13 protein-coding genes and 1 pseudogene are annotated in these 13,694 nt (G+C 67.2%); 4 read left to right on the forward strand and 10 right to left on the reverse strand.

The annotated features are described in order from the left end of the window. Positions 1–67: 67 nt before the first annotated feature. The 10 genes from QM685_RS32645 to mpl form a co-directional block, all read right to left on the reverse strand. Positions 68–1,066: an arabinose ABC transporter substrate-binding protein gene (locus QM685_RS32645; RefSeq protein WP_415123292.1), complete on the reverse strand. Its 999-nt coding sequence runs from the start codon at positions 1,064–1,066 to the stop codon at positions 68–70. 141 nt (positions 1,067–1,207) lie between these two features. Next, on the reverse strand, positions 1,208–1,984 hold the full coding sequence (locus QM685_RS32650; RefSeq protein ID WP_415123294.1) for an SDR family oxidoreductase: 777 nt from the start codon (positions 1,982–1,984) through the stop codon (positions 1,208–1,210). Beyond that, on the reverse strand, positions 1,981–2,661 hold the full coding sequence (locus QM685_RS32655) for a 2-dehydro-3-deoxy-6-phosphogalactonate aldolase (RefSeq protein ID WP_415123296.1): 681 nt from the start codon (positions 2,659–2,661) through the stop codon (positions 1,981–1,983). Before QM685_RS32655 ends, QM685_RS32650 begins: the two co-directional genes overlap by 4 nt. A gap of 52 nt (positions 2,662–2,713) precedes the next feature. Next, positions 2,714–3,841 carry a 2-dehydro-3-deoxygalactonokinase gene (locus tag QM685_RS32660; protein WP_415123298.1) on the reverse strand — a complete coding sequence of 376 codons (1,128 nt, stop codon included), beginning with the start codon at positions 3,839–3,841 and terminating at the stop codon, positions 2,714–2,716. Then, positions 3,838–4,863 (reverse strand): IclR family transcriptional regulator, encoded by a 1,026-nt coding sequence (locus QM685_RS32665; protein WP_415123300.1) that lies wholly within the window; start codon positions 4,861–4,863, stop codon positions 3,838–3,840. Before QM685_RS32665 ends, QM685_RS32660 begins: the two co-directional genes overlap by 4 nt. A 414-nt stretch (positions 4,864–5,277) precedes the next feature. Then, the gene (gene mtgA, locus QM685_RS32670; RefSeq protein ID WP_415123302.1) at positions 5,278–6,012 is read right to left on the reverse strand and encodes a monofunctional biosynthetic peptidoglycan transglycosylase; all 735 of its coding nucleotides are present in this window, start codon (positions 6,010–6,012) and stop codon (positions 5,278–5,280) included. Positions 6,013–6,093: 81 nt separating this feature from the next. Continuing rightward, positions 6,094–6,957: a shikimate dehydrogenase gene (gene aroE / locus QM685_RS32675; RefSeq protein ID WP_415123304.1), complete on the reverse strand. Its 864-nt coding sequence runs from the start codon at positions 6,955–6,957 to the stop codon at positions 6,094–6,096. Next, entirely contained in the window at positions 6,954–9,071 is a 2,118-nt protein-coding gene (locus QM685_RS32680) for a ribonuclease catalytic domain-containing protein (RefSeq protein ID WP_415123306.1), read from the reverse strand. The genes aroE and QM685_RS32680 overlap by 4 nt, the downstream gene beginning before the upstream one ends. A gap of 233 nt (positions 9,072–9,304) precedes the next feature. Next, entirely contained in the window at positions 9,305–9,907 is a 603-nt protein-coding gene (locus QM685_RS32685; RefSeq protein WP_415123308.1) for a YqiA/YcfP family alpha/beta fold hydrolase, read from the reverse strand. After that, on the reverse strand, positions 9,904–11,298 hold the full coding sequence (mpl, locus tag QM685_RS32690; protein ID WP_415123310.1) for a UDP-N-acetylmuramate:L-alanyl-gamma-D-glutamyl-meso-diaminopimelate ligase: 1,395 nt from the start codon (positions 11,296–11,298) through the stop codon (positions 9,904–9,906). The genes QM685_RS32685 and mpl overlap by 4 nt, the downstream gene beginning before the upstream one ends. A 180-nt stretch (positions 11,299–11,478) precedes the next feature. On the opposite strand from mpl, the gene QM685_RS32695 reads away from it, so the two are divergent. The 4 genes and pseudogenes from QM685_RS32695 to QM685_RS32710 form a co-directional block, all read left to right on the forward strand. Beyond that, positions 11,479–12,129, forward strand: coding sequence for a UDP-N-acetylmuramate--alanine ligase (locus QM685_RS32695; RefSeq protein ID WP_415123312.1), 651 nt, complete (start codon positions 11,479–11,481; stop codon positions 12,127–12,129). 19 nt (positions 12,130–12,148) lie between these two features. After that, entirely contained in the window at positions 12,149–12,700 is a 552-nt protein-coding gene (locus QM685_RS32700) for a TlpA family protein disulfide reductase (RefSeq protein WP_415123314.1), read from the forward strand. 208 nt (positions 12,701–12,908) lie between these two features. After that, on the forward strand, positions 12,909–13,364 hold the full coding sequence (aroQ, locus tag QM685_RS32705; protein WP_175149027.1) for a type II 3-dehydroquinate dehydratase: 456 nt from the start codon (positions 12,909–12,911) through the stop codon (positions 13,362–13,364). Positions 13,365–13,442: 78 nt separating this feature from the next. Continuing rightward, positions 13,443–13,694 (forward strand): annotated as a pseudogene (locus QM685_RS32710) (acetyl-CoA carboxylase biotin carboxyl carrier protein); the annotation flags it as partial.

A 13,694-nucleotide genomic window follows, 5' to 3' on the forward strand; every position in this document is an offset into this window, starting at 1 on the left:
CTACTACGGATCTTCTGTCGCCGCCGGCGCGCCGGCGGTGTGCTTCATGTCGCCGCAAGACTTGCGCTTACTTCGACGCGAGACCCATCTTCTCGCGCACTTCGCCGACGTTGTCGCGCGTGGCCAGCATGCCGGTCGTCAGCGTGAGCATCGGCGGCTCCTTGCCCTGCGTGATCCAGTCGTACATCAGCTCCGAGGTTTCCTCGCCGTGGCGCTTCGGGCTGATGATGACGGTGCCGTAGAAGCCCGTGGGCTGCGGCTTCTTGAACTCGTTCAACGCCGAGTCCGAACCGCCGATGCCGATGCCGATCATGTTGTCGGCCTTGAAGCCGCGGCCTTCCGCCGCGCGCACCGCGCCGAGCACGGCTTCGTCGTTCAGGCCGTAGGCGACCCAGTGCTTGAATTGCGGGTTCTTCGTCAGCGCGATGTTGGCGGCGTTGAACGCGTTTTCCGTGTCGGTCTTCGCCTGCGGCGCGGCGATCACGTTCGCCTTCGGGAAGCCCGCGGCGACCAGCGCGTCGGTCGCGCCGGTGGTGCGGTCATGCGCGGTCGGCAACTGCTCGTAGGTCACGTCGATCGCGCCGACGTCCTTCATGTCCCAGCCGCGCTTCTTGATTTCGGCGGCGATGCCGTCGCCGACCTGCTTGCCGATGTTGTACGCGGAGATGCCCATATGCGGCACCGATGCAATCGGCTTGCCCGAACCGTCGACGAGGCGGTCGTCGACCGTCATCATCTTCAGGCCGTCGGCCTTCGCTTTCGCGACGATGCCCGGCCCGAGCTTGACGTCGGGCGTGCAGATCACGAAGCCCTGCGCTTTCTGCGCGGCGAGGTTGTCGATCGCGCTCATCACCTTCTCGCCCGACGGCGCGCCGATCTTCACGAGCGTGAAGCCTTTCTCCTTGGCGGCCATTTCGGCGAACTTCCATTCGTCCTGGAACCACGGTTCTTCCGGCTGCTTCACGAGGAAGCCGATCTTGACCTGATCGGCGGCCTGCACGACCGGAGCGTTGAAGAGCACACCCGCCGCGGCGGCTGCCAGCGTGAGGAAAATTCTGCGTTTCATGATGCGTGTCTCCTGACTAATTGATAACGAGAAGGTATTGGCCGCGTCTTCTTGTACCGGTCTGACACACGCGGCCAGCGCGTCGTCCGGTGTTCCGTGCGCGCCGCCGTGCGTGGCCGGCGGGCGCTCGTGGGTTGCCGCTCAGTCGTGATACAGCGCCGAGCGTCCGCCATCGACGGTGATGCAGCTCGCGTTGATGAACGGCGCCTCGTCCGACGCGAGAAATACCGCGGTCATCGCCACTTCCTCCGGACGGCCGATGCGCTTCATCGGCTGCAGATCGAGCGTCGCCTGCCGCGCGGCGGCCGGATCGGCCTGTTCGTTCCACCAGTCGTGCGTCAACTGCGTTTCGATGTAGCCTGGCGCAATCGCGTTGACGCGCACGTTGCGCGGTGCGTATTCGATGCCGAGCGCGCGCGTCAGGCCGATCACACCGTGCTTCGCGACCGGGTACGGAAAGCAGCCCGGAATGATCCTGAACGCGTGCGTCGACGCGATGTTCACGATGCTGCCCGCGCCGCGTTCGACCATGCCCGGCAGCACCGCGCGGCAGCCGTTCCACACGCCGTCGAGATCGACCGCGAAGCAGCGCCGCCAGTCGGCGTCGCTCATCGTCAGCGGATCGCAGAACACGTTGATGCCCGCGTTGTTGACCAGCACGTCCAGCGCGCCGAACGCGCGTTCGCCTTCGCTTACCGCTTGTTGCACCGAGGCTGCCTGCGTCACGTCAGTCTCGACCGCGAGCACGCGCCCCCCTGTTTGTCCTTCGATCTGCGCGGCCGTGCGGCGCGCCGATTCGATGTCGAGCTCGGCCAGCACCAGCGCCGCGCCCTCGCGCGCGAACGCGAGCGCAATCGCCGCGCCGATGCCGCGCCCGGCGCCGGTGATCAACGCGGCCTTGCCGGCGAGCCGGTTCATTTCTTCGCACCCGCGCGGGCGATCCGCAAACCGTTGATGAACGCCTTCGCGTGCGAAGCGCTCACCGCCGCGCTCTGCCCCGGCTTGTAAAGCGCCGAGCCGAGCCCGAAGCCGTTCGCGCCCGCGCTCAGATACGGTCCCATGTTGTCCGGCGTGATGCCGCCGACCGGCACTAGCGGCACCTGCGCGGCGATCACCGCGCGCCATGCCTTCACGACCTGGCAGCCGAGCTGCTCGGCGGGGAACATCTTCAGCACGTCCGCGCCGTTCTTCAGCGCGATGAACGCCTCGGTCGGCGTCGCGACGCCCGGCGCGCAGGCAAGGCCTTGCGCTTTCGCGGCGATCACGACTTCCGGGTCGCCATGCGGCATCACGATGAGTTCGCCGCCCGCCGCCTTCACGTCATCGACGAACATCGGGTGCAGCACCGTGCCCGCGCCGACGATCGCGTCGGCCGGCAGCGCGTTGCGGATCGCGGTGATGCTGTCGAACGGCTGCGGCGAATTCAGCGGCACTTCGACGATGCGAAATCCGGCCTCGTACAGCGCCTGACCGTGGTCGGCGGCGTCGGCGGGCGTCACGCCGCGCAGGATCGCGATCAGCGGACAGGCTTCGAACGCGGCGATCAGACCCGCGTGCGGCATGTACGGTGCAGGCAGATTGATGTGTGGTTGCATGTCGGTTCCTTGTTTCGTGAGCGTCGTGAGCGGCGCTGCCGTCGTCCGGCGGCTAGCCCACGCGCGCCGCCTGAGCGGACGGCTCGACGAGCCCCGCCTCGACGGCGACCCGCCACAGGCCGCGCTCGGTCGCGTGCTTCACCGGTTCCGCCTGCAGGCAGCCGAATTGCGCGAGCGCGAGGCGGTAGCGCTCGCACAGCGCCTCGTTGCCGATCAGGCGCGGACTCTGCCGCGCGAGCGAGCTTTGCTGCTGCGCGAGCACCGCGTCGAGGCCGGCCAGTTCGTGTCCGATCAACAGGCCCGACAGATAATCGGGCTGCGCCTCGCGCGACAGTTCTCCGGTGAGGCCGAGCGTGCGGGTGCTGAACACGGTCGCGAGCATGCCCGCCTGGCCCTTCTCGCGCGCGATGTTCACGCCGCGCAGAAAAGCTGCGGTTTGCGGACGATCGGGCGTGACCATCGTGCGGCCGAGGATCGTGTGCTCGCGCAGCGCGGCGAACACTTCGCCGGTCATGAACGTATGGAAGCGCTCGATGCGCCCCGCCTCGACGACCGCCCATTTCGCGTGCGTGCCCGGCAGGCCGATCAGCGAGCGGGCGCCAGCGCTGTTTGCACTCTTCGCGCCATTCGCACCGTTCGCGCCGTTCGTATCACGTGCGTCCTCGCCGAGCGCGCCGAAAATCTGCGTCTCCTCGCCGCGCATCACGTTGGGTAGCTCGCCACGCTGCAGCACGCCCGGCACGATATGCAGCGTCGCGCCGCTCGCCGCCTTTACGCGGACGATACCGGCCACCAGCGCATCGGCATTCGCGGGCGTCTCGACATACGGCGCCTCGAGCCAGCCCTGCGCGCTGCCGACCATCCCCGCCGCGATCACCGGCGTGCCGCGCGCGTGCTGGAGCCACGCGCCGCAGGCGTCGTCGAACGCGGCGTCGAAGCCGCCGTCGGCGGTGCCGCGCGGCAGATTCATGATGCCGGCCGTCGACGCGCGCGTCGCCAGCACACGGCCGTGCGCATCGAACAGATACGCGCGCAGCGACGTCGTGCCCCAGTCGAGCGCGATCAACGCGGCGCTCGCAAAGTCGGCGGTGTCGGCGGCGGTGGCGTCCGTGTCGACGTCCGCGCCGGTATCGGCGGCTCGCTCGTGGTTCGCCAGTGTGGCGGTGCCCGCCTGTTTCATCGCTTGATCCTGCGAGCGGCCGGTTGCGGAGCGCGCCAGCCGAGTTCTTCCGAGATCGCGCGCGCCTCGCGCTGCACGATTGGAATCAGCTCGTCCATGCGTTCGTGCGGCATATACGGAATCGTGCTCGCGACCGACAGCGCCGCGACGATCGCACCCGACGCGTCGCGCACCGGCGCCGCGACACAGCGAATCGACGCCTCGTTCTCCTCGAGGTCGAACGTGTAGCCGCCGGCCGCATAGTTCGTCATGCGTTGCATGAAGGTCGGCGCGTCGGGGCGGTTGTCGGGCTTGAAGCTCACGCCCGCGAGCGCGCGGCGCGACGCGTCGAACAGCGACTGCCATGCGTCCGGCGCGAGGTCGAGCATCATCGCCTTGCCGATGCCGGTCGACGCGAGCGGCATCCGGTGGCCGACGCGCGAGCGCATTTCGAGGCCGCGCGTGCCGGGAATCTTGTCGATGTAGAGCACGTCGTCGCCGTCGCGCACGCCGAGGTGGATCGTGTCGAGCGTCTGCTCGGCAAGCGACTCCAGATGCGGACGCGCGACGGCCGTGAGCGGCATCTGTTCGAGTGCGATCGTGCCGAGCTCGATCAGCTTCGGCCCGAGCAGATAGCCGCCCTGCACCTGGCGCAGATAGCGCGCCTGCACGAGGCTGCTCACGAGCCGGTGCGTGGTGCTGCGGGTGGTGCCGAGCGCGGCGCCGAAGCTGCGCAGATCGCGCACGCCCGCCGCCGCCGCTTCGAGAATCGCGAGACCGCGCAACAGCGTCTGCGTGCCGGCCTGTTGCGGCGTGATCTCGAGCAGCGTGACGGGCAGCCCGAGTCCGTCGACGGTCGCCGCGCGCGCGACGGGGCGTGCTGCCCGCGCGGTGGCGGTGGCGCCAGCAGCGGCATGGGCGACGGTGGCGGCCTCGCGCGGCGCGGGATCGGACGCGGGGTTCGCCGCGGTATTCACCGGGGCGTTCGGCGCCTCGGCGGCGTCGGCCGTACTGACGTCGTGAATGGGCATCGCTTTGTTCATGGCGATTCGCTTTCGGATGGTTTTTTGCGCTTAGCGCGCGGGGCCGGAGACAAGCTCGGAAAGATGCTGCGCGGACATGCTTGCGACACCGCGCTCGCGCGGCTGCTCTCGTTGGCTGCCAGACATGGTTGGCCTCGTCTCCGGTTTTTTCTGTCGCTATTCGCGTCGTCGAAGAGCCTGGCGCCCTGACTCGCGGTGCGTGTTGGGTTGGATTGTAGGGCGACTTTCGAGAATCACCAATATGTGAATGTTGAGTCCATATAGTAGGATTTTAGTTGTCGATCAGCGGTTTAGTGATTACCTGGCGCGCCTCGTCCGAACGCAGGCAGCACGCAAAAAAGCCCGCGCGCGGCGGGCTTTGGAGGGTGGGAATACAAGAGTTTGCGGCTGGGGGCGCTGGCGGCGGGCGCACGCTCAGTCCGGCAATTCGGCCGCGCCCATGCGCCGTGCGATCACGCGCGCGCGCTGCGCCAGATAGGCCGAATTCCGGTGTTCGTCGAAATATTTCGGGCGCGGCAGCATCACGGCAAGACGCGCCGACTGCGCGGCGGTGAGCTTCGCGGCCGAGGTCTTGTAGTAATACTGCGCGGCCGCCTCAGCGCCGTAGACGCCGTTACCCCACTCGACCGAATTCAGATAGATCTCGAAGATCCGCTGCTTGTCCATCAGCGTTTCGAGCATCCACGTGATGATGAGCTCCTGGCCCTTGCGGATATAGCTCTTCTCGCGCGACAGGAACAGGTTGCGCGCGAGCTGCTGCGTGATCGTCGAGCCGCCGCGCACGATCCGGCCCTTCGCCTTGTTGCGTTCCCACGCCTGCAGGATCGCATCGGTTTCGTAGCCGTTGTTGTTGACGAAGTTCGCGTCCTCGGATGCGATGATCGCGCGCTTCAGGTTGCGCGAAATCTGCTCGTACGGCACCCAGGTGCGCTGCACCGACAGATCCGGCCGATCCTGCGACAGGCGCCACGCGTCCGAACGCATGAACGCGGTCGAACGCGGATTGACGACGTTCCAGATTGCGATCTGCGTGAAGTAGAACGCTTGCGTCGCGAGCCACGCGATCGCCAGCACCGCGATCAGATAGACGAGCCAGCGCAGCGGGCCGGGTTGGCCCCGCGAACCGCTGGCGCGCCGTGTCGCTGTCATCGTGCGTTCTGTCCTCGAGTAGATGAGTTACCGCAATGAGTACCGCAACGTGATGAGGTGAAACGAAGCGAAGCGCCTGCGTTACGCGGGCGACGGCGCGCTCAGCAGCGCGCGCAGCTCGGCGAGCACCGGCGCGCCGTCCGGACGCACGCCGCGCCACACGTAGAACGATTCGGCCGCCTGCTCGACCAGCATGCCGAGACCGTCGGCGCCGCGCGCGCCGAGCTTCGCCGCGTGCTCCATGAAAACCGTCGGATGCGCGCCGTACATCATGTCGTACGCGAGCGTGCCGTTGCCGAACGCGTGCTCGTCGCACTCGGGCAGCGATGCGTCGAGGCTGCCGGCGGTCGCGTTGACGATCACGTCGTACTGGCCCGCCTCGATGGCGCGCGCGCTGCCGCCCGCCAGACGGCACTGCGCGTCGCGCGCGGCCTGCGCGAACTGGCCGGCCAGCGCCTCGGCCTTCTCCGCCGTGCGGTTGACGATGGTCAGCGTATGCGGCGCGCGCTCGAGCATCGGCAGCACCACGCCGCGCGCGGCGCCGCCCGCGCCGAGCAGCAGGATGCGCGCGCCCTTCAGCGGCACGCCGAGATTCACCTCGATGTCACGCACGAGGCCGAAGCCGTCCGTGTTGTCGCCGTAGATGCCGTCGGCATCGACGCGCAGCGTGTTCACCGCGCCGGCCGCCGCCGCGCGCGGCGACAGCGTGTCAGCGAACGCATGCGCGTCGAGCTTGAACGGCACGGTCACGTTGAGGCCGCGGCCGCCCGCTTCGATGAACGCGCGCACGTGCGGCACGAACGCATCGATCGGCGCGAGCAGGTGAGCGTAGTCGACCGGCTCGCCGGTTTGCGCCGCGAAACGGCCGTGAATGAACGGCGACTTGCTGTGGCCGACCGGATTGCCGATGACCGCGTAGCGGTCGCGTGATGCGTTGCCGCTCATCGTCCCGGCTCCGTGATGTGTTGTTCGTCGTCGGACGTGCTCGCGGCGTCGGCCTGGCCGTCGCCGTCGGTGTTGTCGCCGGGGTTGCCGTCGAGATCGGCTTCGGCCTGCGCCTCGGCTTCGCCTTCGGCGCTGTCGTCGGCGGCGTCGAGCAGCTCCTCGTCTTCGCCTTCGTCCGCTTCTCCGGCTTCAGCGCCGCTCGTCACGGCCGGCGCGTCGAGCACGTGCAGCAGACGCACCGACGCTTCGATCGTCAGTTCGTCGATCGACATCACTTCCATCTGCACGCGCGTACCGCGCGCATGCACGCCGAGGCCCGGCACGTGCAGCAGCAGCGGGATTTCTTCCAGACGCACGAGATCGCCCTTCACGACCGACGCGACCACCTGCTTGCGGTTCTCCTGCCTGAGCCAGCGCAGACACCAGAAGTACTCCATGCGGCGCTGATAGTCGGCATACGCGGTGTAGGTGTCGTCGAAGCCCTGCACGACCGCGAACAGATCGGCGTCCTTCGGCTTGAACGGCGCGGCGAGCTTCGCGGTCACGCCGTGCTGCACGCACGCGATCAGCTGCCACTGGTTCACGAGGTCGACATAGCGGCGCAGCGGCGACGTGCTCCACGCGTACTGCGCGACGCCGAGCCCTTCGTGCGGCGCGGCGTTGGTCTGCATGCGCGTGCGCTTCGGACCGCTCGGCGCGCCGAACGCGCGCTGCGTGCGGTAGATGCCAGGCACGCCGTGATCGTGCAGGAACGCGCCCCACGACGAGTTCGCGAGAATCGCCAGCTCGGCGACGATCGTGTCGAGCGGCGAGCCGCGCCGGCGCGGCGTGATCGTGATGTGCTCGCCGTCGACGTAGAAATTGAAGTCGGTATTGCGCTGCACTTCGCGGCGCAAGCCGTAACCCGCGCGCGCGGTCTGGCGCTTTTCGAACAGCGCCTGGGCGAACGGCCACAGCACGGCGATGTCGTCCTTGTGCGGATACTCGCCCGTGCCTTCGGCGAGCGCCTGTTCGGTGACGATTTCGTCGAGCGTGTTGTGGCGCAGGTTGTTCTTCACGAACACGCGCTCGGCGCGCGTTTCGCTCGCGACGATCTCCTGCGTCTCGCGATTGACGATCACGTACAGCGACAGCGCCGGGCGATAGCCGCCCTCGGCGAGCGTGAACGTCTCGACGACACTGTCGGGCAGCATCGTGATCTTGTCGCCGGGCATATAGACGGTCGAGAGCCGCGCGCGCGCGATCGCATCGACGTCGTCGCCGCGCTGGATGCCGAGCGCCGGCGCGGCGATGTGCACGCCGATGCGCACGCGGCCGTCGGCCAGATGCTCGACCGAGAACGCGTCGTCGATTTCGGTGGTCGTGATGTCGTCGATCGAGAACGCTTCGACATCGGCCTGCGGCAGATCGTCGGGCACGGTCGCGGCGGCGACCGGCGGGAAGCCGGTGCCGTGCGGAAAAAATTCAGAGAGAAATTTCGCCTCGTGCAGCGCGCGCGGCGACGCGATCGCGCCGCATTCGAGCATCAGCCGTGCCTGCGAAATGCCGCGCGCGGCCGCGGCACCTTCGAGCGCCTTGTATTCGATCGTGTTCCTGTCGGGTTTCGTGAGCAGCGCGAGCGCCTTCGCCCCGGTGAACGCTTCCGGCAGACGGCCTTCCTTCAGCTCCTGCTCGTACTGCGCCTGCACGAGCGCCTGCTGGCGCTTGCGCTCGAGGCCCGCGAGCGCCATCTTCAGTTGCTCCTCGGGCGCGCGCTGGTACATGCCGCGGCCCTTGCGGCGGAAGTACACCGGCGAGCCGTGCATGCGCAGCACCAGCGCCGCGCGCTCGATCGCGCCGAAGCTGTCGCCGAAGTACTCGGCGCCCAGCGTCGCGAACGGGAATTCGTCTTCAGGCGCGCATTCCCACAGGAAGTCGAGATCGATCTCCTGCGCGACGGCGTCGGCCTGCTGCATCAATTCGGCCGCGCCCGGCTTCTCGAATTCGATCAGCACGTCCTTCGCGCGCACCTTCGCGCGCCGTCCGCCCGGCAACTCGACCTGAAACGCCTCGCCCTGGCGCGACAGCACGCTGCCAGCCTTGAAACTGCCCGATTCCTCGAAGAAAACGTTCACTCAATACTCTCGTTCTGACTTGCATCTGCCGGCGCGCCCGACCCTCTCCAGCGATCGATCGCTGCGTGCGCGGCACGGCAACGTGTTCGTGATAATGAATCCGCGGCGCGCACCGCGCGCGCCGGCGGGTTGAAATTCGTGACTGGCGGCGAGCTATCTCTCTATCTCTATATGTATATAACGTCGCCGCCCGGTCGTGCGCGTGAAACCTGCGCGGACCGCCTCGGATCCCCTCAGGCCGCCTCGCGCGGCGCAGGCGGCTCGACGTGGTCCGCGTCGCAAAAGGCCAGCACTTCGTCGACGTACTGCGCGAACTCGCTGATCGCGTGGTCGCTGCCTTCGATCAGCGTAGTGCGCGCGCCCGGATAGTGCGCGAGCATTTCGCGATAGTCGAGCACTTCGTCGCCGGTCGCGGCCACCAGATAATAGCGTTCGGGCCGCGTGATCGACGCGACGCCGAGCGCGTGCAATTCATCCAGATGATGCGGCTCGACGACGATGCTGCCGCCGCCGTGCCAGAGCGGCTGCTCGCCGAGATAGGCGCTCAGATCGCGCTGCGGCACGACCGCCGGGTTCAGCAGCACGGCCGGCCAGCCGTGCTTTTCGGCCAGATGCGTGGCGAAATAACCGCCGAGCGAGCTGCCTATCACCGTCACGCGCTTTGCGCCGGCCTTCCCGACCAGCGCCTCGACAAGCGCAACCGTCTCGAACGGCGAGACCGGCAGCATCGGACAGCACCATTCGTCGTTGCGTCCGAGTTCGGTGAGACGCGCCGCGAGCAGGCGCGCCTTGAACGAATTCGGCGACGAGCGGAAACCGTGCAGATAGAGAATCATGACGCGCCTCGCGCGGACAAGGCGTCGAGCAGCTTCTGATGCACGCCGCCGAAGCCGCCGTTGCTCATCACGAGCACCTGGTCGCCGGGGCGCGCCGCGTGGACCACGGCTTTGACGAGCGCATCGAGGTTGTCGAACGCCTGCGCCTTGCCGCCGAGCGGCGCGAGCGCCTCGCCGAGATTCCAGCCGAGCGCGTCGCGGCCGTTCGGCGCGCCGTAGCCGAACACGAGATCGGCGTCGGCGAGACTCGCCGGCAGTTGCGCCTTCATCACGCCGAGCTTCATCGTGTTCGAGCGCGGCTCGAGCACCGCGAGAATCCGCGTGTTGTCGTGGCCGACGCGTGCGCGCAAGCCGGCCACCGTGGTTTCGATCGCGGTCGGATGATGAGCGAAGTCGTCGTACACGGTCACGCCGTCGACGCTGCCGCGCACCTCCATGCGGCGCTTCACGTTGCGAAAGCCGGACAGCGACTTCGCGGCCTGCGCGGGCGGCACGCCGACGTGGCGCGCGGCGGCGATCGCGGCAAGCGCGTTCATGCGGTTGTGCTCGCCCTGCACCTGCCAGTCGACGATGCCGACCCGCTCGCCGTTGTGATACACGGCGAAGCGCTCGTCGACCGGCACGCCCTGCCCGGCCGGCTGAATCTCCCAACCGCCCTGCACGCCGAAGCGCTCGACCTCGCTCCAGCAGCCACGCGTGAGCACGCGTTCGAGCGCATCGTCGCGGCCGTTGGTGACGACGCGGCCAAGGCTCGGCACCGTGCGGATCAGATGATGGAACTGCGTTTCGATCGCGGCGAGATCGGGGAAGATGTCCGCGTGATCGAATTCGAGATTGTTCAGCACCGCCGTTTTCGGGCGGTAATGGACGAACTTCGAGCGCTTGTCGAAGAACGCGGTGTCGTATTCGTCGGCTTCGATCACGAAGAAGCTCGAATCCGTGAGGCGCGCGGACACGCCGAAATTCAACGGCACGCCGCCGATCAGAAAGCCCGGATTGAGGCCGGCGTCCTCGAGCAGCCAGGCCAGCATCGAACTCGTGGTGGTCTTGCCATGCGTGCCGGCCACCGCCAGCACCCATTTGCCGTTCAGCACGTGCTCGCCGAGCCATTGCGGACCGGACACGTACGGCAGCCCGCGGTCGAGAATCGCCTCCATCAGCGGGTTGCCGCGCGAAACCACGTTGCCGATCACGAACAGGTCCGCGTTCAGGCCGTTCAGCTGGTCCGCGTCGTAACCCTCGATCAGACGGATGCCTTGCGCCTCGAGCTGCGTGCTCATCGGCGGATAGACGCCGGCGTCGCAGCCGGTCACGGTATGGCCCGCGCCGCGCGCGAGCACCGCGAGCCCGCCCATGAAGGTGCCGCAGATGCCGAGGATGTGGATGTGCATAAGCCTGTCGTGCCGCGCGGGCGTTTTTTTTGCGAGGGATGGGAGTGCCGCAGGACGGCCGGAACGACCGTCTGCAAAAGGACGCTCATTGTAACCGACGCCGCGCGCGGCGCCGCTGGAGCAGCGCCCGGCCGCGGCCGCCAAACCGCGTCGCCAACCTCTATCTAGTATCATGGACGGATGGTTCGCAAATCACATTTCGATCCGCAGCGCGTGCGCGAGGAAATCGCCATCGCGGCTGCGCGCATGATCGCCGAAGACGGTCTGGACTACGCGACGGCGAAGCGCAAAGCGGCCCGGCAGGTTGTCGGAGAGACGCGTGTGGCCGGCGAATGGCTGCCGGACAACGACCAGATCGAAGAAGAAATCCGCGAATATCAGTTGCTCTTTCAGGGCGACAGCCAGCCGGCGCTGCTGCGGCGGCTGCGCCGCATCGCGGTCGACTGGATGGAGCGGCTCGCGCCGTTCAATCCGTATCTGACCGGCGCGGTACTCGGCGGCACGGCCGGCGAGCATTCGGACGTACATCTGCAGGTGTTCTGCGACAACCCGAAAGAAGTCGCCATCTATATGCTGAATGCGAACGTCCAGTACGACGTGTCGGAAACACGGCACTTCGCGGGCCGCGGCTACGTCGAGACACTGAGCTTCCTGTGGCGCCCCACGGACGAACGCGATGCCGGACCGGTCGGCATCCATCTCGCGCTGTACGAGACCGACGACCTGCGCGGCGCGGTGCGCGCCGACGCGCGTGGCCGCACGGCGCGCGCGAATCTGCAGGCGGTGCAGGCGCTGCTCGACGGCGGCGAAGTCACCTCCTTCACCAATTGAACAGACTGAACACGACACGATGAACACGAGACGGATTCTGGCGGGCGCGGTCGTCGCGCTGGCCGCCGCGGGCGGCGGGGTGCTGGCCGCCAGTCACTGGCTCAATCGTGATGCCGACGTCGCGTACGCGGCGCAGCCCGATGCCCATCAGGACGCGGTGCAGCAGTTGTGGGCCGCGCCCGTCACGAGCGTCGACGGCAAGCCGCAGTCGCTCAGTCTGCTCAAGGGCCACCCGGTCGTCGTCAATTTCTGGGCCTCGTGGTGCGGGCCGTGCGTCGAGGAAATGCCCGCGCTTTCGCAAATTCAGCGTGAGTATGCGAAGAAGGGCATCCAGTTCGTCGGGCTGGGGGTCGATTCGGAAAAGAACATCCAGGCGTTCCTCACGAAGGTCAAGGTGGCCTACCCGATTTACGTGACCGGCTTCGGCGGCGCCGACCTCGCGCGCGCGTTCGGCAACAATGCGGGCGGCCTGCCGTTTACCGTCGTGATCGACGCAAAAGGCAACATTCGCTCGACGAAATTGGGCCAGATCGACCCGGCGGCGCTCAAACAGACGCTCGACGCGCTGTAAATTCCACTTTTTCCGTTGCCGCTTCTTTTGGCGCCCGATTCCACGCAGAACGAGCAAAAATGCGCGAGAATTCCGCAAATTAGAGTGAAGATGCGTTTCCGGTTTCGCGCCGGGCCACGCCGGCAGCAACTCCGTACGCGCGGGAAACTAGACAAGTTTCTCTAATCAGCGCTAAAGTGCGCGCAATTCCACGGAAAAAGAAGCGACCATGACGCGACTGCTGGTACTGCACGGGCCCAACCTCAATCTTCTCGGCACCCGGGAACCCGAGGTCTACGGTCGCGTGACCTTGCCGCAGATCGATCAGGCGCTCGCTGACCGCGCCGCCGACGCCGGTGTCGAGCTGGCGTCGTTCCAGAGCAATCACGAAGGCGCGCTGGTCGACCGCATCCAGGCCGCCCGTACCGAAAAGACCGATTTCATACTGATCAATCCCGCCGCGTACACGCACACGAGCGTGGCGATTCGGGACGCACTGGCGGGGGTCGGCATCCCGTTCGTCGAGATTCATCTGTCGAACGTGCATCGCCGCGAACCATTCCGGCATCACTCGTATTTCTCCGACCAGGCGGAGGGCGTCATTTGCGGCCTCGGCTGGAAGGGCTATCTGTATGCGCTCGAATTCGCGCTCGACCGGCTCGCGGCCGGCTCGTCGCGCGGCTGAATCCAAACACGTCCAATTTGAGCCGGCTACTGCACGCTTGCACCTGCCGGCACACTACGCATTGAAAGGGGCACCCTGATGGATCTACGTAAACTCAAAACTCTGATCGACCTCGTCTCGGAGTCCGGCATTTCCGAACTCGAAGTGACCGAGGGCGAAGGCAAGGTCCGCATCGTCAAGAATGCGCCGCCGGTTTACGTGCAACCGTCCGCCTCGTACGCAGCCCCGCAATTCGCGCCGCCGGCGCCGGCCGCCGCGGTCGACGCGCCTGCCGGCGCGGCCAGCGCTCCGGCGGCGCGAATTGCGGGGCTGCGTACGAGGCGGACGGTT

Source organism: Paraburkholderia sp. (assembly GCF_047605525.1).
GTDB lineage: Bacteria > Pseudomonadota > Gammaproteobacteria > Burkholderiales > Burkholderiaceae > Paraburkholderia.